This is a genomic window from Pseudomonas sp. R1-15, assembly GCF_051132085.1.
Lineage (GTDB): Bacteria > Pseudomonadota > Gammaproteobacteria > Pseudomonadales > Pseudomonadaceae > Aquipseudomonas.
The window spans coordinates 5,085,885-5,107,380 of sequence record NZ_CP071660.1 but is presented as its reverse complement, the minus strand read 5'-3'; the positions used below and the strand labels follow the sequence as shown (position 1 = coordinate 5,107,380).

Annotated in this window: 19 protein-coding genes; 14 read left to right on the top strand and 5 right to left on the bottom strand. The window is 61.5% G+C overall.

Annotation, left to right across the window (positions count from 1 at the left end; all coding sequences use genetic code 11):
- The first annotated feature begins 8 nt into the window (after positions 1–8).
- From ileS to ispH, 4 genes are all read left to right on the top strand, one after another.
- Positions 9–2,840 carry an isoleucine--tRNA ligase gene (ileS, locus tag J3P97_RS23055; RefSeq protein WP_434672831.1) on the top strand — a complete coding sequence of 944 codons (2,832 nt, stop codon included), beginning with the start codon at positions 9–11 and terminating at the stop codon, positions 2,838–2,840.
- Positions 2,833–3,357, top strand: a complete 525-nt coding sequence (gene lspA, locus J3P97_RS23050; protein ID WP_434601878.1) for a signal peptidase II — start codon at positions 2,833–2,835, stop codon at positions 3,355–3,357. Before ileS ends, lspA begins: the two co-directional genes overlap by 8 nt.
- The gene (gene fkpB / locus J3P97_RS23045; protein ID WP_434672830.1) at positions 3,350–3,787 is read left to right on the top strand and encodes an FKBP-type peptidyl-prolyl cis-trans isomerase; all 438 of its coding nucleotides are present in this window, start codon (positions 3,350–3,352) and stop codon (positions 3,785–3,787) included. Before lspA ends, fkpB begins: the two co-directional genes overlap by 8 nt.
- Positions 3,788–3,922: 135 nt before the next feature.
- A complete protein-coding gene (gene ispH / locus J3P97_RS23040; protein ID WP_305498716.1) occupies positions 3,923–4,870 on the top strand; it encodes a 4-hydroxy-3-methylbut-2-enyl diphosphate reductase in 948 nt (315 codons plus the stop codon).
- Here the strand turns inward: ispH and J3P97_RS23035 are convergent.
- Entirely contained in the window at positions 4,824–5,363 is a 540-nt protein-coding gene (locus J3P97_RS23035) for a GspH/FimT family pseudopilin (RefSeq protein ID WP_434601876.1), read from the bottom strand. The genes ispH and J3P97_RS23035 overlap by 47 nt on opposite strands.
- Positions 5,364–5,489: 126 nt before the next feature.
- On the opposite strand from J3P97_RS23035, the gene J3P97_RS23030 reads away from it, so the two are divergent.
- From J3P97_RS23030 to thiO, 7 genes are read left to right on the top strand one after another with little or no spacing between them, the layout of a single operon-like run.
- Positions 5,490–5,972, top strand: coding sequence for a GspH/FimT family pseudopilin (locus J3P97_RS23030; protein WP_434571729.1), 483 nt, complete (start codon positions 5,490–5,492; stop codon positions 5,970–5,972).
- Positions 5,969–6,430: a type IV pilus modification protein PilV gene (gene pilV / locus J3P97_RS23025; protein ID WP_434672829.1), complete on the top strand. Its 462-nt coding sequence runs from the start codon at positions 5,969–5,971 to the stop codon at positions 6,428–6,430. The genes J3P97_RS23030 and pilV overlap by 4 nt, the downstream gene beginning before the upstream one ends.
- Positions 6,427–7,140 (top strand): PilW family protein, encoded by a 714-nt coding sequence (locus tag J3P97_RS23020; RefSeq protein ID WP_434672828.1) that lies wholly within the window; start codon positions 6,427–6,429, stop codon positions 7,138–7,140. Before pilV ends, J3P97_RS23020 begins: the two co-directional genes overlap by 4 nt.
- 11 nt (positions 7,141–7,151) lie before the next feature.
- Entirely contained in the window at positions 7,152–7,628 is a 477-nt protein-coding gene (locus J3P97_RS23015; protein ID WP_434571733.1) for a pilus assembly PilX family protein, read from the top strand.
- Positions 7,615–10,722, top strand: a complete 3,108-nt coding sequence (locus J3P97_RS23010; protein WP_434672827.1) for a pilus assembly protein — start codon at positions 7,615–7,617, stop codon at positions 10,720–10,722. Before J3P97_RS23015 ends, J3P97_RS23010 begins: the two co-directional genes overlap by 14 nt.
- A gap of 8 nt (positions 10,723–10,730) precedes the next feature.
- Positions 10,731–11,132, top strand: coding sequence for a type IV pilin protein (locus tag J3P97_RS23005; protein WP_434601872.1), 402 nt, complete (start codon positions 10,731–10,733; stop codon positions 11,130–11,132).
- 54 nt (positions 11,133–11,186) lie between these two features.
- Positions 11,187–12,287 carry a glycine oxidase ThiO gene (gene thiO / locus J3P97_RS23000; protein ID WP_434672826.1) on the top strand — a complete coding sequence of 367 codons (1,101 nt, stop codon included), beginning with the start codon at positions 11,187–11,189 and terminating at the stop codon, positions 12,285–12,287.
- Positions 12,288–12,481: 194 nt separating this feature from the next.
- On the opposite strand, the gene J3P97_RS22995 is transcribed toward thiO, so the two are convergent.
- The 4 genes from J3P97_RS22995 to J3P97_RS22980 all read right to left on the bottom strand — a co-directional run bounded on the left by J3P97_RS22995 (position 12,482) and on the right by J3P97_RS22980 (position 16,777).
- Positions 12,482–13,828, bottom strand: a complete 1,347-nt coding sequence (locus tag J3P97_RS22995; protein WP_434672825.1) for a sigma-54-dependent transcriptional regulator — start codon at positions 13,826–13,828, stop codon at positions 12,482–12,484.
- Positions 13,825–15,414, bottom strand: a complete 1,590-nt coding sequence (locus tag J3P97_RS22990; RefSeq protein ID WP_434672824.1) for a two-component system sensor histidine kinase NtrB — start codon at positions 15,412–15,414, stop codon at positions 13,825–13,827. The genes J3P97_RS22995 and J3P97_RS22990 overlap by 4 nt, the downstream gene beginning before the upstream one ends.
- Complete coding sequence (locus tag J3P97_RS22985) at positions 15,404–15,637, bottom strand: PP0621 family protein (RefSeq protein ID WP_434601868.1); 234 nt, start codon at positions 15,635–15,637, stop codon at positions 15,404–15,406. Before J3P97_RS22985 ends, J3P97_RS22990 begins: the two co-directional genes overlap by 11 nt.
- 123 nt (positions 15,638–15,760) lie before the next feature.
- Positions 15,761–16,777, bottom strand: coding sequence for an outer membrane protein assembly factor BamD (locus tag J3P97_RS22980; RefSeq protein WP_305498735.1), 1,017 nt, complete (start codon positions 16,775–16,777; stop codon positions 15,761–15,763).
- Positions 16,778–16,927: 150 nt separating this feature from the next.
- Here J3P97_RS22980 and rluD point away from each other — a divergent pair, with 150 nt between their 5' ends.
- The 3 genes from rluD to clpB all read left to right on the top strand — a co-directional run bounded on the left by rluD (position 16,928) and on the right by clpB (position 21,308).
- On the top strand, positions 16,928–17,890 hold the full coding sequence (gene rluD, locus J3P97_RS22975) for a 23S rRNA pseudouridine(1911/1915/1917) synthase RluD (RefSeq protein ID WP_434571746.1): 963 nt from the start codon (positions 16,928–16,930) through the stop codon (positions 17,888–17,890).
- Positions 17,887–18,612 (top strand): peptidoglycan editing factor PgeF, encoded by a 726-nt coding sequence (gene pgeF / locus J3P97_RS22970; protein ID WP_434672823.1) that lies wholly within the window; start codon positions 17,887–17,889, stop codon positions 18,610–18,612. Before rluD ends, pgeF begins: the two co-directional genes overlap by 4 nt.
- Before the next feature lie 131 nt (positions 18,613–18,743).
- Positions 18,744–21,308: an ATP-dependent chaperone ClpB gene (clpB, locus tag J3P97_RS22965; protein WP_181290028.1), complete on the top strand. Its 2,565-nt coding sequence runs from the start codon at positions 18,744–18,746 to the stop codon at positions 21,306–21,308.
- The last annotated feature ends 188 nt before the right edge of the window (positions 21,309–21,496 follow it).

Here is a 21,496-nt window from a genome sequence, read left to right as displayed (position 1 = left end):
AGCCTTAAATGACCGACTATAAAGCCACGCTAAACCTTCCGGACACCGCCTTCCCAATGAAGGCCGGCCTGCCTCAGCGCGAACCACAGATTCTGCAGCGTTGGGACAGCATTGGCCTGTACGGAAAGTTGCGCGAAATTGGCAAGGATCGTCCGAAGTTCGTCCTGCACGACGGCCCTCCGTACGCCAACGGCACCATCCACATCGGTCACGCGCTGAACAAGATTCTCAAGGACATGATCATCCGCTCCAAGACCCTGTCGGGTTTTGACGCGCCGTATGTCCCGGGCTGGGACTGCCACGGCCTGCCGATCGAGCACAAGGTTGAAGTCACCCACGGCAAGAACCTGGGCGCCGACAAGACCCGCGAGCTGTGCCGTGCCTACGCCACCGAGCAGATCGAAGGGCAGAAGTCCGAATTCATCCGTCTCGGCGTGCTGGGCGACTTCGCCAACCCGTACAAGACCATGGACTTTGCGAACGAAGCCGGCGAGATCCGTGCCCTGGCGAAAATCGTCGAGGGCGGCTTCGTGTTCAAGGGCCTGAAACCGGTCAACTGGTGCTTCGACTGTGGTTCGGCCTTGGCCGAGGCGGAAGTCGAGTACGAGAACAAGAAGTCCTCGACCATCGATGTCGCGTTCCCGATCGCCGATGAAGACAAGCTTGCCGCCGCTTTCGGCCTGGGCAAGCTGGCCAAGCCGGCCGCCATCGTGATCTGGACCACCACCCCGTGGACCATCCCGGCCAACCAGGCGCTGAATGTCCATCCGGAATTCAACTACGCCCTGGTCGACGTCGGCGACAGACTGCTGGTGCTGGCCGAAGAGCTGGTCGAATCCTGCCTGGCTCGCTACAGCCTGGAAGGTTCGGTGATTGCCACCGCGCCAGGTTCGGCGCTGGAGCTGATCAACTTCCGTCATCCGTTCTATGACCGCCTGTCGCCAGTGTATCTGGCCGACTACGTGGAACTGGGCGCCGGCACTGGCGTGGTTCACTCCGCGCCGGCCTATGGCGTCGACGACTTCGTGACCTGCAAGAAATACGGCATGGTCAACGATGACATCCTCAATCCGGTGCAGAGCAATGGCGTCTACGTGCCGTCGCTGGAATTCTTTGGCGGCCAGTTCATCTGGAAAGCCAACCCGGCCATCGTCGACAAGCTGACCGAAGTCGGCGCGCTGCTGCACACCACTGTCATCGAACACAGCTACATGCACTGCTGGCGCCACAAGACCCCCCTGATCTATCGCGCGACCGCGCAGTGGTTCATCGGCATGGACAAGCAGCCAACCAGCGGCGACACCCTGCGCCAGCGTTCGCTCAAGGCCATCGAAGAGACCCAATTCGTTCCGGCCTGGGGTCAGGCGCGCCTGCACTCGATGATCGCCAACCGTCCGGACTGGTGCATCTCCCGCCAGCGCAACTGGGGCGTGCCGATCCCGTTCTTCCTGAACAAGGAAAGCGGCGAGCTGCACCCGCGCACCGTCGAACTGATGGAAGAAGTGGCCAAGCGCGTTGAAGCCGAAGGCATCGAAGCCTGGTTCAAGCTCGATGCCGCCGAGCTGCTCGGCGACGAAGCGCCGCTGTACGACAAGATCAGCGACACCCTCGACGTCTGGTTCGATTCCGGCACCACTCATTGGCACGTGTTGCGCGGCTCGCATCCGATGGGCCACGCGAACGGCCCGCGCGCCGACCTGTACCTGGAAGGTTCGGACCAGCACCGTGGCTGGTTCCACTCGTCCTTGCTGACCGGTTGCGCCATCGACAACCACGCGCCGTACCGCGAGCTGCTGACCCACGGTTTCACCGTTGATGAGGCCGGCCGCAAGATGTCCAAGTCCCTGGGCAACGTGATCGCGCCGCAGAAAGTCAACGACACCCTTGGCGCCGACATCATGCGCCTGTGGGTCGCGTCCACCGATTATTCCGGCGAGATGGCCGTTTCCGAGCAGATCCTGCAGCGCAGCGCGGACGCCTACCGGCGGATCCGCAACACCGCGCGTTTCCTGCTCTCGAACCTGACCGGTTTCAACCCGGCCACCGACCTGCTGCCGGCCGAAGACATGCTTGCGCTGGACCGCTGGGCCGTGGACCGCACCCTGTTGCTGCAGCGCGAATTGCAGGAACACTACGGTGAATACCGTTTCTGGAACGTCTACTCGAAGATCCACAACTTCTGCGTGCAGGAGCTTGGCGGTTTCTACCTCGACATCATCAAGGACCGCCAGTACACCACCGGCGCCAACAGCAAGGCACGTCGTTCGTGCCAGACCGCGCTGTTCCACATCAGCGAGGCGCTGGTGCGCTGGATCGCGCCGATCCTGGCGTTCACCGCCGACGAATTGTGGGAATACCTGCCGGGCGAGCGCAACGAATCGGTGATGCTCAACACCTGGTACGAAGGCCTGACCGAACTGCCGCAAGGCTTCGAGCTGGACCGTGCGTATTGGGACCGGATCATGGCGGTCAAGGCGGCGGTCAACAAGGAAATGGAAATCCAGCGGGCGGCCAAGGCTGTCGGCGGCAACCTGCAGGCTGAAGTGACCCTTTACGCCGAAGAGGCGCTGGGCGCCGATCTGGCCAAGCTGGGCAACGAGCTGCGCTTCGTGCTGATCACCTCTACCGCCAGCGTCGCGCCGCTGGTGCAGGCGCCGGCCGATGCGGTGGTCACCGAGGTTAGCGGCCTGAAGCTCAAGGTGGTCAAGTCGAGCTTCGTCAAGTGCGCCCGTTGCTGGCACTGCCGCGAAGACGTCGGCGTGAACCCGGAGCATCCGGAAATATGCGGGCGTTGCGTCGACAACATCAGCGGTACGGGTGAGGTTCGCCACTATGCCTGATTTGGCGCCCAACGCAGCGGGCCGTTTCGGACGGCTGGGCTGGCTCTGGTTGAGTGTGCTGGTACTGGTCATCGACCAGGCCAGCAAGTACTACTTCGAGAGTTCGTTGACCATGTACCAGCAGATCGTGGTCATCCCCGATTACTTCAGCTGGACGCTGGCCTACAACACCGGCGCGGCATTCAGCTTCCTGGCCGACAGTTCGGGCTGGCAGCGTTGGCTGTTCGCCCTGATTGCCGTCGTGGTCAGCGCCGTGCTGGTGGTCTGGCTCAAGCGCCTCGGGCGTGACGAGACCTGGCTGGCCGTGGCGCTGGCGCTGGTCCTGGGTGGCGCGCTGGGCAACCTGTACGACCGGATTGCCTTGGGCCATGTGATCGATTTCATCCTGGTGCATTGGCAGAACCGCTGGTACTTCCCGGCGTTCAATATTGCCGACAGTGCTATCAGCGTGGGCGCCGTGATGCTCGCCCTGGATATGTTCAAGAGCAAGAAAACCGGAGAAGCCGTCCATGACTGAGCAGCGTATCGCTCAAAACACCGAAGTGAAGCTTCACTTCGCCCTGCACCTGGAAAACGGCGACACCGTCGACAGCACGTTCGACAAGGCGCCGGCGGTGTTCAAGGTCGGCGACGGCAACCTGCTGCCGGGTTTTGAAGCGGCGATCTTCGGTTTCAAGGCCGGCGACAAGCGCACCGTGGTGGTTGCGCCGGAAAATGCCTTTGGTCAGCCCAACCCGCAAAACGTGCAGACCATGCCACGCTCGCAGTTCCAGGACATGGAGCTGTCCGAGGGGCTGCTGGTGATCTTCAACGACGCGGCCAACGCCGAGCTGCCGGGTGTGGTGAAAGCTTTTGACGATGCCGAGGTGACCGTGGACTTCAACCACCCACTGGCGGGCAAGACCTTGAGCTTCGAGGTGGAAATCCTTGAAGTGAAGGCGGTTTAACGTTTAACAGCAATTACCGCACCCACAATACCTGTGGGAGCGAGCCTGCTCGCGAAGGCTGCGTCACAGTCGCCACCGAGTTGACTGAACCACCGCATCGCGAGCAGGCTCGCTCCCAGAGACACGAGGCACAGCATGCAAATCAAACTCGCCAACCCCCGTGGCTTCTGCGCTGGCGTGGACCGGGCGATCGAAATCGTCAACCGCGCCCTGGAAGTCTTCGGACCGCCGATCTATGTGCGCCATGAAGTGGTCCACAACAAGTTCGTCGTCGAGGACCTGCGCAGCCGTGGGGCCATCTTCGTCGAAGAACTGGACCAGGTACCGGACGACGTGATCGTGATCTTCAGCGCCCACGGCGTTTCCCAGGCGGTGCGTACCGAAGCGGCTGGCCGTGGCCTGAAAGTGTTCGATGCCACATGCCCACTGGTTACCAAGGTCCACATCGAGGTGGCTCGCTACAGCCGTGACGGTCGCGAATGCATCCTGATCGGCCATGAAGGCCACCCGGAAGTTGAAGGCACCATGGGTCAGTACGACGCCAGCAATGGCGGGGCGATCTACCTGGTTGAAGACGAAGAAGACGTCGCGGCCTTGCAGGTTCGCAACCCGGAAAAGCTGGCTTTCGTTACGCAGACTACCTTGTCCATGGACGACACCAGCCGGGTGATCGACGCCCTGCGCGCGCGCTTCCCGGCCATCGGCGGGCCGCGCAAGGACGACATCTGCTACGCGACCCAGAACCGTCAGGACGCGGTCAAGCAACTGGCCAACGAGTGCGATGTGGTCCTGGTGGTCGGCAGCCCGAACAGCTCCAACTCCAACCGCTTGCGCGAGCTGGCCGAACGCATGTCGACCCCGGCCTACCTGATCGACGGCGCCGAGGACATGCAGCGCAGCTGGTTCGATGGTGTCGAGCGGATCGGCATCACCGCCGGCGCCTCCGCACCGGAAGTCCTCGTACGCGGGGTGATCGAACAGTTGCAGGCCTGGGGCGCAACGGGCGCCGACGAGCTGGCGGGGCGCGAGGAAAACATTACGTTCTCGATGCCGAAAGAGCTGCGGGTCCGCTCCCTGCTTTGAGTCCTTTTTCACAGAGGGCCTGCTCGGCTTTGACACTTTCCAGGCGGACGCGGCCGGAGGGCGCCAGGATCACCTGGTGATGGCTGACCGGCCCGCGTCTGGCGCAGACATGCAGCGTGCCTGCCTGGAACGCGCCGTCGGGGTGCAGGGCTTCTCCCTGGCCGCCGAACCTCACCCGGCGTTTCACTGGGGAGTTGCCAACCACCCGAGCATGACCGCTGCGCTCCCTGAGCAAGGTTTGCTCCTTGTTGTCCAGCGTGATCCGCCAGCCCTTGCCCCAATCATTGTCGATTCCCTGGATCAAGATGCGGCGGTTGCGCGTGATGGCTTCGCTGCGGGCAAAACGCAACCCGCTGATCAGCAACCGGGCGGTATCCTCGCGTTCGATGGACTCGATCAGCTCTTTGTAGCTTGCACCGGCCCACGGCAGAACAATTGCGGCAATCGCCAGTCCCATGAGCAGTTCAATCAGGCTGAAGCCCTGTTGATGCATGACGTCTCCTCCCTGGAGAGCGTGAAGCGGATTTAAGGCTTATGAATCGTTGTGGCACTTCGCATACGGCGACGGTTTGTTCTAGCGTGTAGAAGCAGGTATAGCCGACGGCAACGGAGGGCATCGATGGATCTTCGTACAAAAGGTTTCACGCTGATCGAGGTGTTGGTGGCCCTCGGCGTGCTGCTGATCCTGATCACCATGGCGGTGCCGTCATTCACCGGCTCGCTGCAAAGTACCAAGGCCGATACCGAGATCGACGACCTGCGCCGAGCCTTGAATTTCGCGCGAATGGAAGCGATCAACCGTGGCATCACCACGCGCATTCGTCCCACCACGCAGGGCGGTGCCTGGAGCGGTGAATTGATGGTGTATGACAACACGGGCAACCCGGCCAATCCGACCAATGTATTGCGGGTTGTTCCAGCAATGGGCGGCGGCGTGACTCTGACGCTAACCTCAGAAGTGACCAACATTGATTTCAACAACCTGGGCGGGTTATCGGCACCGACCACGCCGGTGGGCTTCAATTACGTGAGAGGGGCGCAGAGCAGGACGCTCAATGTCTGCCTCAATGGACGAATCGTATTGGGTGGAAATTGCGGATGAAGGATTGCAGTAAAACGGCGCAGGAGGGCATGACGCTCATCGAGGTGCTGGTGGCGATGCTGATTCTCGGCGTGGGTTTGCTGGGCGCGGCGATGGTCCAGCTCAATGCTCTCAAATACACCGACAGCTCGCGCATGACCAGCCAGGCCAGCTTCATCGCCTACGACCTGTTGGACCGCATCCGGGCCAATTCCGGTGCCGACTACACCATCACGCCGCCGAGCTCGCCGAACCTCAACGTGGCCCGGGACCAGGATCTTTATGACTTCAAGACCAACATCGTCGCTTTCGGCGGCGCCACGGCCACCGGTACGGTTGCGCTGAACCAGCGGGTCTACACCATCACCATTTCCTGGGACGACGCCCGGGCTGCCAACACGACCAACGCGGCCGAGGCGCGACGCAGCTTTGTGCTGACCAGCCGGGTCGCTGTCGATCCAGTGGCGACGACGCCATGAACCGGCATAGCCGGGGTTTCGGGCTGATCGAACTGATGATCGCGCTGGTCATCAGCCTGATCGTCGTGCTGGGCGTCGTGCAGATTTTCATCGCAGCGAAAAATACTTACGTAAGCCAGAGTGCCGCCGCGGTAATGCAGGAGGATGCACGGTTTGCCTTGAGCAAAATGGTTCAGGAAATTCGCATGGTGGGCATGTTCGGCTGCCTGGCGACGGTCACCGATGCGTCTTCGAACAATGATTTCGCCGCCAGCCAGATCACCCCGATTCGCTGGGACAACGCCACCCGCAGGTTGACCCTGGTCACGGCGGATATCGGCAATAGCGGCAGTGCGCCGACCTGGACCATCGTTTCCGATTGCCGCAATACGGCCACCGCCTACACCGGAACGCGAGCACCCGCGAGCGGGCAGATGGCCTTTCCGATCCGGCGGCTGATCTATGGTTTCAACAACAATCAGTTATTGCTGGGGAGCGGCGCTGGCAACCCGACCATGGCGGTGCTGGTGGATAACGTGCGGGCATTCGACGTGACCTTCGGCGTGGCCGGCAGCGCGACGGACATCGCGGCCACCAGCTACAGCGGCAACCCGAGCGACCCGGCGCTGATCCGCAGCGTGCGCCTGACGCTGACGCTGTACGACCCGAAAAATACCGTGCGCGAGCAGACCTTCAACGTGGTTGCTGCCTTGCGCAACCGGCTGCTATGAGGGGGCGACTGATGAGGTCGACAGGTTTCGGGTATCGCCAGCGTGGCATGGCCTTGCTGGTCAGCCTGGTCTTTTTGCTGCTGCTGACACTGATTGGTTTGTCATCGATGCAGAGCGCCACGCTCCAGGAAAAGATGACCAGCAGCGTCATGCAGCGCAACCAGTCGTTCCAGATGGCCGAGGCCGCGCTGAGGATCGGGGAAAGCGCGGTGCAGGCAGAAAGTTATTCGTTGCCGGTTTGTACCGCGGCCCAATGCGCGCCACCGCCTGAGTCGGCAACAGTGACGGTGGCGGGGCGTTATTCCTCGTCGGGGGTGCTCTGGGTGGCCGCCGCCGGTGGGTTTTACGGCGTGCAGAATATCGGCACAACCCTTACGGCAGTCAACGTGCCGCTCAATACCTCGGCGACGCTGTACCGGATCACGGCGGTGGCGGTGGTGGGCAACAACCAGCGCAGCGTGGTGGAGAGCATCTATGCGAAATATTAGAGTGCTTCGGGGCTGGCGACAGGCGTTGTGGGGAGTGCTGCTCAGCCTTTACCTGACGGCCCCGGTCTATGGCTTCACACCGTCGGAATCGCCGTTGTTGAGTGCGGCGGCGGTGACGCCCAACGTAATGCTGCTGATCGATGATTCGGGAAGCATGAACAACATTATCTGGGCGGCGGGGTTTGATCCGGCGGCAACGCAACCACCGATTTCTATATGCACTGACGACAGAAGTTGTAGCAGCAGCAATAGGGCGCTGCTTGCGGCAAACGACGGGAACGTCTTGCTTGCGAGTCTGTTCCGCGGCGATTGTTTAAATGGCTGGTATGGCTTCTACCGAACTGGCTTTGGTCAGGTTTGCCTGCGGTTACCCGATCCGGTTGGCGGCGAGAATACTCGCTACACAGCTAAGTACTTATCTTATCTAGTCACCCTTGCCAACGGTTCAAGCCGGGACTTCACCAACGGCTCAATCCCGAGAGACTATCGAATAAACGTAGCAAGGAATGTTTCGACTGATCTGGTCGGCAACAATCGCTCCCTGCGCATCGGCCTTGCCACTTTCAATTCGCCCAACAGCTTCAATTCCGGCCCTGGCGGCTATATTGCTCGTGCGATCAGCGATCTGTCGCCGGTAAGTGGCAGTGTCACCCAGACGCAGGCGAATACTAACTACAGCGCCTTGATCAGCGCCATAAACGCTCTAGGCGCCGTCGCCAATACGCCGCTGGCTGAGAGTTACTACGAAGTCACTCGTTATTTCAGAGGTATGGCGCCTTATTACAACAGCACCCCAAGTACCTATACCAGTCCGATTCAGTACCGATGCCAGAAAAATTTTGGCGTGGTGATCACTGATGGTTTGCCCACTTTTGACCGAACGTTTCCTACCGATGATCCGTCCGGGGGAAGCCGCTTGCCAAACTGGGATGGCATCAGCGCCAACGATGGCGCCGATCCCAGGGGGGACGGAGAGGGTGACACGCTGTATCTGGATGACATCGCCAAATTCGCCTTCGACACCGACATGCGTTCCACCGGCACCGACGTCACCGGGAAAAGCTGGGATGGAGCCGAATTCCGCCGGCAGTACCTCAATACTTATACTGTGGGTTTTGCTGTCACCAACCAGATGCTTTCCGACGCCGCTCGCTACGGTGCGGGCAAATATTATCCGGCCACCGACAGTGAAGGCCTGAACTCGGCCCTGTCGTCGGCCCTGAGCGACATCACCTCCAAGGCCGGTTCCGGAGGCGGCGGCACCAGCAATGGCGCGACGCTCTCCAGCACTTCCAGTTTTTACCAGACCACCTACGACCCCAGGGACTGGCGCGGTACCATCAAGGCATTCGGCTTCAATTCCACTGGAACGGTGAACACCGCAGCAGCGCAGTGGACCACTGACACCGCTATCGTTCCCGGTGCCACACCGCCGATCTACCAGTCCTGGAACACCGCGACCAACGTGCCGGTGACCCTGGCCTATGGCAACTTTTCGCCGGCCCAGCAAACCAGCCTGAGCCAGGGCCTGCCCACGGGGATCACCGGCAGCGATCTGGTGGAGTGGAGCAAAGGCGTCAACAGGACCGGGCTCAAGGTGCGCAGCGTCCTGCTGGGGGACATTATCAATTCGCCGCTGGTCCTGGCCTCGCCCACTGACCAGACCGCCTCGGACCTGCTGAACGACACCAGTTACAGCAATTACCTGACGACCAAGGCGGCAAACATGAGCAGCAGCCTGGTGGTGAATGGCAATGATGGTTTCTTTAGTGTCATCAACAGCGCCAACGGAACCCGCCGTTACGCATATATGCCGTCGACCGTGCTTCCCTCATTGCAGCTCATCGCTGATCCCGGCTACATCAATGGCGTGAGTCATAAATTCCTGGTGGACGGACAGGTTGCCGTATTCGATGCGCAACTGGGCAGCGTCTGGAAAACGCTGGCCCTGGGTGGCACCGGCGCGGGCGGCCGGGCGTTTTACGCGGTGCAACTGTTCGACGCAGCGGCAGGCAACGCGATCCGGGCACTGTGGGAGATCAGCGCGCCGACCCTCGCCAACGCAGCCAATGTCTTCAATGACCTGGGCTACGCCTACGCGCGCCCTGAAGTCGCGCGCCTCGCGGACGGTCGCTGGGCGGCGTTCATCGCCAATGGGTATGGCAGTAATACCGGTGTGGCGGCGCTGTACGTGGTGGACGTTCGCGACGGCTCGCTGATTCGCAAGATAGTCGTCAACAGCCCCGACACCAATAACGGCCTTTCGTCGGTCAAGCTGCGGGTCAACGCCCAGAACGTTGTGCAGGCGGCCTATGGTGGGGACCTGAAAGGACGGATGTGGAAGTTCGACCTCAGCGCAACTTCGCCGAACACCTGGGGCCTGGCGTTTGCCGGCCAGCCGTTGTTCACCGCTCCAGGTGGGGCGACACAGCCGATCACCGCGCAACCGCTGCTGGCGGAAAACCCCCAGGGCGGCATCCAGGTATTTTTCGGCACGGGCAAGTTCAATGAGTCGGCGGACAAGCTCAACAAGGACCTGCAAGGGTTCTATTCGATCTGGGACGCTAGCGGTGGCGCCGGGCAGATTACCGTGGCGAACCTGCAGGCCCAGTCGATCACCAGCATTTTTTCCGGTACTACCGGGCAATTCGTGACCACCAGCCAGAACAACGTGGCCTATCCCACGCAAAAAGGCTGGTATCTGCCGCTGATATACAACAACGCGCTGACCGGTGAACGGGTGATCAACCCGGCCAGCCTGGTACTTGGGCGTGTGGTCTTTACCACCGCCGCCGTTGATACCACTGACCCATGCGCGAGCTTCGGTACCGGCAAGCTGATCGAAGTGGATGCGTTCAACGGTAAGATGCTCAACTACGCGGTGCTCGATACCAACAACGATGGCTCGATCAATACCCTCGACACGATTTCCGCTGGCGTGGTGTTCACGGGGGGGATCCCGACCTTGAGCGCCGTCGTCAGCGCCAATGGAGCAACCAATATGGTCGTGAATGACTCCGGTGGTGGAATCACCGACCTGCTGACCAAGTCCGTCGGTGGCAGCCGTCGTATCATGTGGCGGCAAATACAGTGAGGTAAGGCATGCGCAAATCCAACCGGGGTTTCACCTTGATCGAAATCATGATTGTCATCGCGATCATCGGTATCGTGATCACCATCGGCTATCCCAGCCTGACCGAATACATGAAAAAGGGGCGGCGGGCCGAAATCGCCGGGCTGCTGTCGGAGCAGGCACAAATCCTTGAGCGTCACTATTCGAAGACCAACGTCTATACCAACGCGACTGGCCTGAGCAGTGGCAACGATTTCTACACTATTAACCTGACGCCGACGGAGCAGAGCTTTACCCTGACCGCACTACGCAGAAGTGGCTCGTCCATGGCGACGGACAAGTGCGGTGATTTTACGATCGACAACACGGGCAAGCGGGCCAATATCAACTTCGCTGCCGGCGTGACCACCAAGGATTGCTGGGGTCGTTGAGTTTTTTATCCGGGTGCGGACGAGCGCCCTCTGTCTTGTGAGTCGAAACAGAACATGACCAGGCAACAGCAAGTGGTGATAGTCGGCGGCGGAGTCATCGGCCTGCTGACGGCATTCAATCTCGCCTCCGAAGGCCAGCGGGTGGTGCTGCTGGACCGCTCCGGCGTTGGCCAGGAATCATCCTGGGCCGGCGGCGGTATTGTTTCGCCGCTGTACCCATGGCGCTATAGCCCGGCGGTCACCGCGCTGGCCCACTGGTCGCAGGATTTTTATCCACAGCTGGGCGAGTCCTTGTTTGCCGCGACCGGGATCGATCCGCAAGTGCATATCACCGGCCTGTATTGGCTGGACCTCGACGATCAGGCCGAAGCACTGGCCTGGGCCGAGCGGGAAGGGCGCCCGCTGCGGGCTGTGGATATCTCCGCGGTCCATGATGCGGTTCCGGTATTGGGCTCGGGCTTTTCCCGGGCGATCCATATGGCCGATGTGGCGAACGTGCGTAATCCGCGGCTGGTGAAGTCGCTCAAGGCAGCGTTGCAGACGATGCCGAATGTCACGCTTCATGAGCATTGCGAAGTCAGCGGGTTCATTCGCGACGGTGAGCGTGTCAGTGGCGTGAGGAGCTCAGCGGGGGAGATACGCGGTGATCAAGTGGTTCTCGCTGCGGGGGCCTGGAGCGGCGAGTTGCTTGGAACGCTGGGGCTGGAGTTGCCGGTCGAGCCGGTGAAGGGCCAGATGATCCTGTACAAGTGCGCGTCCGATTTCTTGCCGAGCATGGTCCTGGCCAAGGGCCGTTATGCGATTCCGCGTCGTGACGGGCACATCTTGATCGGCAGTACGCTGGAGCATGAAGGCTTCGACAAGACGCCGACCGATGCGGCGCTGGAAAGCCTCAAGACTTCGGCTCTGGAGTTGATCCCGGCGTTGGCCGACGCCGAGTTGGTGGGGCATTGGGCCGGGTTGCGCCCAGGATCGCCGGAGGGTATTCCCTACATTGGCGAAGTGCCGGGGTTTGCGGGACTGTGGCTGAACTGCGGGCATTACCGCAATGGCCTGGTGCTGGCGCCGGCTTCGTGCCGGTTGTTCGTCGATGTGATGCTGGGGCGTGAGCCGGTGATTGATCCTGCGCCGTATGCCCCGGCAGGGCGGCTGTAGGTTCGGCTCTCCCTGTGGGAGCGCAGCTGCGGCAGCAACCAAAAATCCCGTGGCGAGGGAGCTTGCTCCCGCTGGGCTGCGCAGCAGACCCAAAATCATTCAGCAAGGTGCATCTGGGAAACAGCAGGATGTTTTTACGACTGCTGCGCAGCCGAGCGGGAGCAAGCTCCCTCGCCACAGGATGAGCGCTGGCTTCAATCCAGCCCCAACTTCTTCAAGCGATACCGCATCGATCGAAACGACAACTTCAATCTCTGCGCCGCTGCGGTGCGGTTCCAGCGGGTTTCCTCCAGGGCCTGGAGGATGACCTTGCGTTCGACGTCCTCCAGATAATCTTCCAGATTGTCGACCTGCATCAGATCCGGATTGCCCGCCTCGCCAGCCCCGCTGTGTTCGGCGAGACGCAAGTCATCGGCCTCGATCTGCTGGTGTTCGCACAGGGTGTAGGCCCGTTCGAGCATGTTCTCCAGTTCTCGCACGTTGCCCGGGAAGCGGTAGTTCTGCAGCGCTTTGAGGGCTTGCGGATGGAGCGTCGCCACTGGGCTGCCGGCGTTGGTGGCCAGGCGCTGGAGCATGTGGTTGGCCAGCAACTCGATGTCTTCCCGGCGTTCACGCAAGGGTGGGACGCGCAATTCGATGACATTCAGCCGGTAATACAAGTCCTGGCGAAAGCGACCGGCGGCGACTTCTGCGCCGAGGTCCTTGTGGGTGGCGCAGAGGATTCGCACGTCCACCACTTCTTCCTGTTGCCCGCCCACCGCGCGCACGGCTTTTTCCTGGATGGCACGCAACAGCTTGACCTGCATCGCCAGTGGCAGGTCGGCGACTTCATCGAGGAACAGAGTTCCGCCGTGAGCCGCCTGGAACAGGCCGGGCTTGTCTTCGATGGCGCCGGTGAAGCTGCCTTTTCGATGGCCGAAAAACTCGCTTTCCATCAACTCCGTTGGAATGGCCCCACAATTGACCGGCACAAACCCCTGGCTGTAGCGAGGGCCTTGTTCATGAATCAGGCGCGCCACCAGTTCCTTGCCGCAGCCTGATTCGCCGCTGATGTAGACCGGTGCCTGGCTGCGGGCGAGTTTTTCAATCTGTCGGCGCACGCTGCGCATGGGTGGTGAGTCGCCCAACAGGCAGCGCTCGACGGTCGCACTCGGCGCAGCCCCCGGCGACAGGCGCAAGGCGCTGCCGATCAGCTCCCGCAGCCGCCCCAGGTCGACCGGTTTGGTCAGGAAGTCGAAGGCGCCGGCCTTGAGCGCGTCGATAGCAACTTCCAGGCTGCCATAGGCGGTGATCATCGCCACCGGCAGTTGAGGAACGCGTTGCTGGATGTGTTGCACCAGTTCCAGGCCGGTGCCATCGGGCAGGCGCATGTCGGTCAGGCACAGGTCGAAGGTTTCACCTGCCAGCAGGGCTTGGGCCTCGGCAAGGTTCTTGGCGCTGCGGGTGTCGAGTTTCATCCTTCCCAGGGTGATTTCCAGGAGTTCGCGGATGTCCGGTTCGTCATCGACGATCAGGATTCGTTGCCGTGCGCGTGTATTCAAATCTGTTTCCGTCCGTGAGCAAAGGTGATGCGAAAGCAACCGCCGCCTTGGCGTGATTTGAAGTCTAGGCGGGCCTGGTTGCTTTCGCACAGCTCACGGGACAGATAGAGCCCGAGGCCGGTGCCCTGGCTGCTGGTGGTGAAGAAAGGTTCGAACAAATGCGCCTGCTGCTCCGGCGTTACGCCAGGGCCGTTGTCGATGATGTCCAGCGTGGCCAGTTGACTGTGCGGGTCGACGAACAGCTTCAACCAGGCCTCGGCCTGTTCATGGGCCATTGCGCTATGACGCCAGGCGTTGCGCAGCAGATTGTCGAGCACCTGGGCCAGTTGGTCGGGGTCCATGAGTGTGATGTAGTCGCCCGGGTCGATGCTCAGGTGCAATCGCTGGGGTTCGGCCGTGTTTTCCCGGGTCTGCCGGACGAATTGCTCCAGCCATGTGCGTAAATCCAGGCGTTGCGGCGCGGTTTGCTGACGGCGGGACAGCTGCAGGACGTTTTCGATGACGCGATTCATTCGTAGGGAGTGGTCTTGAATAATCTGCGTCAGACGTCTGTCGGCGTTGTTCAGTTCCTCGGATTCACCGAGCAATTGCGCGGCGTGGCTGATGGCGCCCAGAGGGTTGCGGATTTCATGTGAAATACCCGCGGTGAGGCGCCCGAGGGAGGCGAGTTTCAGTTGCTGGGCATGTTGGGCCACTTGGGCCAAGTCTTCGAGAAATACCAGGATTTGCTGCTGATCCTGAGGGCCGAGGGCGATGAAGCTGGGTTGCAGCGTCAGGCCGGTGCCGCTGATGGTCAGGCTTTGCGCGCGCAGGCTGGGGTTGTTCTGCCACGATTGCAACCGTTCGACCAGGGCGCTGGAATAATCGTTTATCTGCTGGCCGATCAGGTCGTGCATGCCCAGCAGGTTCAAGGCGCTTTCGTTGGCCAGTCGCACCCGGTGCTGGTGATCAAGCACCAGGATGCCAGTGCGCATGCGTTGCAGGATCAAGGCGTTGAGGGCTTCGAGGCTGAGCACTTCGCTGGCCCGTTGCTCGGCCAGGGTTTCGCTGGCTTCCAGGCGTCGGGTCAGGCCTTGCACCAGCAAAGCGGCGGCAAAACACAAGGCGCCCAGGGTGCCTGCCTGTAGATAGCTGCTGGGGCGGCTCGCGTCGCTGAGGCCGAGGACAAATGTCGAGCCGACGATGCCAAGGGTGGCGACGGCAGCGATCAGCAGGCCGATGCGCCCTTTCAGCAAGGTGTTGCCGATGGCTACCGAGACAATGATCAGGTTGCCGATGGCGCTGGGGGCGCCACCCGCGACGAAGAACAGCCACGACAGCAGCAATACGTCGGTGAGCGCCAGCCCGAACAGCCGGGCTGGGCGACGCGTATTTTCAAGGAACACCACCAACAGGATGTTGAGCACCAGATACAACCAGCTGCCGCTGCGCAGCAGGTCGTCGTTGGCGAACTCCAGCAGCCGGTTGTCCATGTTGCTGGTGATCAGCAGCACCAGGGTGATGCCGATGCTCAGGCGGTACAGGTGATAGAGGCGCAGCAGACGCTGCGCCTGTTTGACGCGGGGACGCGAGGCCTCAGCGATCACGAGTACCCGGGCCTTGCTCGAGGTGAGCCTGGCTGCAATACCATTGTTGGTCGAGGGCCAGCGCCCGGTCGCGCGGCAGGTGCACCCCGCACTGGGCGCAACGCACCATGGGGCGCGCGTCATGGTCACGCGAGGTGTTCGATGTGGCGGAGGTTGCCTTGAACTTGCGCCACAACCATATCGCGGCGGCAATCAGGGCGATCCAGAACAGTAAACGAAGCATGATGGGCGGCTTTTTGGCTAGAGATCAGGCAGTTTAGCCAAGGACAGGAACGGCGCACAGCGCAATAAAATGCAGGCATGAAAAAGGGAGACCCAGGGTCTCCCTTTTATGGTGCCTTGGCTTTCAGTCGAACATGCCGAAGGTCATGTAGCTGAACCAGGAGCGATCGCTGGATTCGCTTTCCGGCTCTTCTTCTTCGATCACGTCGCCATTTTCGTCCTTGGGCTTGAGCTCGTTCGGAATGGCTTCCTTGGCGTCCTGGAACTGGCGCTGGACGTCCTGGTTGGCGCGGGTTTCTCCCGGCGGCAGCGGCGGACGGGATTCGATCAGGCCGAGGGTCGCCTTGCTCAGCCACGAACGGTTGTCGGCTTCATCGACCCGCGGGGTGAACTGGCCATCGACCAGCGATGGGTGATCGGGGTAGTTCAGCTTCAGCGTTTCCAGGCTGGTGGCCGCGAGGTCATCCAGGTGCAGGCGCTGGTAGGCTTCGGTCATGACAGCCAGGCCGTCGCCAACCGATGGGGTTTCCTGGAAGTTTTCCACCACGTAGCGGCCACGGTTGGCGGCGGCGACATAGGCCTGGCGGGTCAGGTAGTAGTCAGCCACGTGGATTTCGTAGGACGCCAGAAGGTTGCGCAGGTAGATCATGCGCTGCTTGGCATCAGGCGAATAGCGGCTGTTGGGGAAGCGGCTGGTCAGCTGGGCGAACTCGTTGTAGGAGTCGCGCGCGGCGCCCGGGTCACGCTTGGTCATGTCCAGCGGCAGGAAGCGCGCCAGCAGGCCGACGTCCTGGTCGAAGGAGGTCAGGCCCTTGAGGTAGTAAGCGTAATCGACGTTCGGGTGCTGCGGGTGCAGACGAATGAAACGCTCGGCGGCGGACTTGGCAGCTTCCGGCTCGGCGTTCTTGTAGTTGGCGTAGATCAGCTCCAGCTGCGCCTGGTCGGCGTAGCGACCGAACGGATACCGCGACTCCAACGCCTTGAGCTTGGCGGTGGCGCTGGTATAGCTGTTGTTATCCAGGTCGTTCTGCGCCTGTTGGTACAGTTCGACTTCGCTCAGGTTTTCGTCTACGACTTCCTTCGACGAGCAAGCAGCAGTCAATGCGAGGATGGCGATCAGCAGCAGGTGTTTCACTTGCATGGCGGCTTGCGTCCCTATGACGGCCGCTGTCTTGGGCGGGGCCGTCCTGTTATGATGAGCGCCCCGTTGAAAGCCTCGGGGCAAAAGACGCCGTATTTAACCACAAGCGCGCAGCCGAAACCAAAGGCTGTGCCGACGCCCAGTCCGAGCATGTCCGATAAAATAGAACTTCGCGCAGAGGTGCCGTCCGAATTGGGCGGCCAACGCCTCGATCAAGTCGCCGCCCAACTCTTCGCCGAGCACTCGCGCTCGCGCCTTTCCGCCTGGATCAAGGACGGTCGCCTGACAGTGGACGGGGCGGTGATCCGTCCGCGCGACATCGTCCATGGTGGCGCCATCCTCGAACTGACCGCCGAGCAGGAGGCCCAGGGAGAATGGGTCGCCCAGGACATTGCCCTGGACATCGTCTACGAAGACGACGACATCCTGGTGATCAACAAGCCCGCGGGCCTGGTGGTCCACCCGGCGGCCGGTCACGCCGATGGCACCCTGCTCAACGCCTTGCTGCACCATGTGCCGGACATCATCAATGTGCCCCGCGCCGGGATCGTGCACCGCCTGGACAAGGACACCACCGGCCTGATGGTGGTCGCCAAGACCATCCAGGCGCAGACACAGCTGGTCACACAGCTGCAAAGCCGCAGCGTCAGCCGCATCTATGAATGCATCGTGATCGGCGTGGTCACCGCCGGTGGCAAGATCAACGCACCGATCGGCCGTCACGGCCAGCAGCGCCAGCGCATGGCGGTGATGGAAGGTGGCAAGCAGGCGGTCAGCCATTACCGCGTGCTGGAGCGTTTTCGTTCGCACACGCATGTGCGGGTCAAGCTGGAAACCGGCCGGACCCACCAGATTCGCGTGCATATGTCCCATATCAACTTCCCGCTGGTGGGCGACCCGGCCTATGGCGGTCGCTTCCGCATTCCGCCGGCCGCGAGCCAGACCATGGTCGAATCGTTGAAAAACTTCCCGCGCCAGGCGCTGCACGCGCGTTTCCTGGAGCTGGACCACCCGACGACCGGTAAGCGCATGAGCTGGGAATCTCCGTTGCCGGATGACTTCGTCTGGCTGCTGACGCTGCTCAAGCAGGATCGCGAGGCGTTCATCGGATGAGTGACTGGCTGATACCCGACTGGCCCGCGCCGGCCCGGGTCAAGGCCTGTGTCACCACCCGCGAGGGCGGCGTCAGCCTGGCGCCGTTCGACAGCCTCAACCTCGGCGACCATGTCGGCGATGAGCCTGCGGCCGTCGCCGAAAACCGTCGTCGCCTCACCGATCGTTTCGCCATGCGTCCGGCCTGGTTGCAGCAGGTCCACGGTATCGAGGTGGTCGAAGCTGACCCGGCCGAGGTGGCTGTCGCCGATGCCTGCTGGACCGCCACGCCGGGTATCGCCTGCGCGGCAATGACGGCCGATTGCCTGCCTGTATTGTTCTGTAACCACGCCGGCACCCATGTCGCGGCAGCCCATGCCGGTTGGCGCGGGCTGGCCAACGGAGTCCTGGAAGCCACCCTTGATCGTCTGCAAGTACCGGCCGAAGAAATCCTCGCCTGGCTCGGCCCGGCCATCGGCCCGCAAGCGTTCGAAGTGGGGCCTGAGGTGCGTGAGGTTTTTGTTGCGCAACTGCCCGAGTCGCAACAAGCCTTCATGCCCAGCCACAATGCCGGGAAGTACCTGGCGGATATCTATGCGCTGGCGCGCCTGCGTTTCGCGGCTCGCGGCGTCACCGCCGTGTACGGTGGCGGCCTGTGCACCGTGACCGATCCGCGCTTCTTTTCCTACCGTCGCAACGCCCGCACCGGTCGCTTCGCTTCCCTGATCTGGCTTGAACGCTAGACTCTGCTGATCTGCATCAACCGCGCACTGCTTGAATCTTCCAGAATCGGCCACATCTATAGCGGTATCTGGCAGGTTTCTTCATTCAGGATGTTTTTCCAGGTCCGGCCTGCTCATTAGGAAGGTGACCCATGCGTATTGATCGTTTAACCAGCAAACTGCAATTGGCCTTGTCCGATGCCCAATCCCTGGCCGTCGGCCTGGACCATCCCGGCATCGAACCGGCGCACTTGATGCAGGCCATGCTCGAACAGCAAGGCGGTTCCATCAAGCCACTACTGATGCAGGTGGGCTTTGACGTCAACAGCCTGCGCAAAGAGTTGGCCAAAGAACTCGACCAACTGCCCAAGATCCAGAATCCGACCGGTGACGTGAACATGTCCCAGGACCTGGCGCGGCTGCTCAACCAGGCCGATCGCCTGGCCCAACAGAAGGGCGACCAGTTCATTTCCAGCGAACTGGTGCTGCTCGCCGCGATGGACGAGAACAGCAAGCTGGGCAAGTTGCTGCTCGGCCAGGGCGTGAGCAAGAAAGCCCTGGAAAATGCCATCAACAACCTGCGTGGTGGCGATGCGGTCAACGACCCCAACCACGAGGAAGCGCGCCAGGCGCTGGACAAGTACACCGTCGACCTGACCAAGCGCGCAGAGGAAGGCAAGCTTGACCCGGTGATCGGCCGTGACGATGAGATTCGCCGCACCATCCAGGTCCTGCAGCGTCGCACCAAGAACAACCCGGTGCTGATCGGTGAACCTGGCGTGGGCAAGACCGCCATCGCCGAGGGCCTGGCCCAGCGCATCATCAATGGCGAAGTGCCCGACGGCCTGCGGGGCAAGCGCTTGCTGTCCCTCGACATGGGGGCGCTGATCGCTGGCGCCAAGTACCGCGGCGAATTCGAGGAACGGCTCAAGGCCTTGCTCAATGAACTGTCGAAGCAGGAAGGGCAGATCATCCTGTTCATCGACGAATTGCACACCATGGTCGGGGCCGGCAAGGGCGAGGGCTCGATGGACGCCGGCAACATGCTCAAGCCTGCGCTGGCCCGTGGCGAGTTGCATTGCGTTGGCGCGACCACGCTCAACGAATACCGCCAGTACATCGAGAAGGATGCGGCCCTGGAACGGCGCTTCCAGAAGGTGCTGGTGGAGGAGCCGAGCGAAGAAGACACCATCGCGATCTTGCGCGGCCTGAAGGAGCGCTACGAGGTTCACCACAAGGTGGCGATCACCGACGGCGCGATCATCGCGGCAGCGAAGCTCAGCCACCGCTATATCACTGACCGGCAATTGCCGGACAAGGCCATCGACCTGATTGACGAGGCCGCCAGCCGCATCCGCATGGAAATCGATTCCAAGCCTGAGGTACTGGATCGTCTGGAGCGGCGCTTGATTCAGCTCAAGGTCGAGTCCCAGGCCCTGAAAAAAGAGAGCGACGAGGCCGCGAAGAAACGCCTGGAAAGATTGCAGGAAGAAATTGTCCGGCACGAGCGCGAGTATTCCGATCTCGAAGAAATCTGGAATTCGGAGAAAGCCGAAGTCCAGGGCTCGGCGCAGATCCAGCAGAAGATCGAACAGTCTCGCCAGGAACTGGAAGCGGCCCGCCGCAAGGGCGATCTCAACCGCATGGCCGAGCTGCAATACGGGGTGATTCCGGACCTTGAGCGCAGCCTGCAGATGGTCGACCAGCACGGCAAGAGCGAAAACCAGCTGCTACGTAGCAAGGTCACCGAAGAGGAAATCGCCGAGGTGGTTTCCAAGTGGACCGGCATTCCCGTGTCGAAAATGCTTGAAGGCGAGCGCGACAAGCTGCTGAAGATGGAAAGCCTGTTGCACCAGCGCGTGATCGGCCAGGAAGAAGCCGTGGTGGCGGTCTCCAACGCCGTGCGTCGGTCCCGTGCCGGGTTGTCGGACCCTAACCGTCCGAGCGGCTCGTTCATGTTCCTCGGCCCGACCGGCGTGGGCAAGACCGAGCTGTGCAAGGCGCTGGCCGAATTCCTCTTCGACACCGAAGAGGCCATGGTGCGCATCGACATGTCCGAGTTCATGGAGAAACATTCCGTGGCCCGCTTGATCGGTGCGCCGCCAGGCTATGTCGGCTACGAAGAGGGCGGTTACCTGACCGAGGCCGTGCGGCGTAAACCCTACTCGGTGATCCTGCTCGATGAGGTCGAGAAGGCCCACCCGGACGTGTTCAACATTCTCTTGCAGGTGCTTGAGGACGGTCGCCTGACTGACAGCCACGGCCGTACGGTGGATTTTCGCAACACGGTGATCGTGATGACCTCCAACCTGGGCTCGACGCAGATCCAGGAATTGGTCGGCGATCGCGAGGCGCAACGCGCTGCGGTGATGGACGCGATTTCCACGCACTTCCGTCCCGAGTTCATCAACCGGGTGGACGAAGTGGTGATCTTCGAGCCGCTGGCCCGTGATCAGATCGCCGGTATTACCGAGATCCAGCTGGGTCGCCTGCGCAGCCGTCTCACCGAGCGTGAGCTGAAGCTGCAACTGAGCGACGAGGCGTTGGACAAGCTGATCGCGGTGGGTTACGACCCGGTCTATGGCGCACGGCCGCTGAAACGGGCCATCCAGCGCTGGATCGAAAACCCGTTGGCGCAGTTGATTCTGTCCGGTCGCTTCATGCCCGGCGAAACCGTGACCGGCACCGTGGAAAACGACGAGATCGTCTTCAACTGAAAGCCGCAACAGCCGGTGATTGAAATGGCCTCGCCTGGCGAGGCCATTTTTTTCGTCAGGCCGTTGAACTCAAAGGAAAAGGCTTGTAAAGTGCGCCCCGCAGTACGTCACCGCGAGGGCGACTTCTCACTGAGAAGGAATCCAAAATAAGTTGCAAATCATTGTCTTGAAAGCAATTTAAGGGGTTG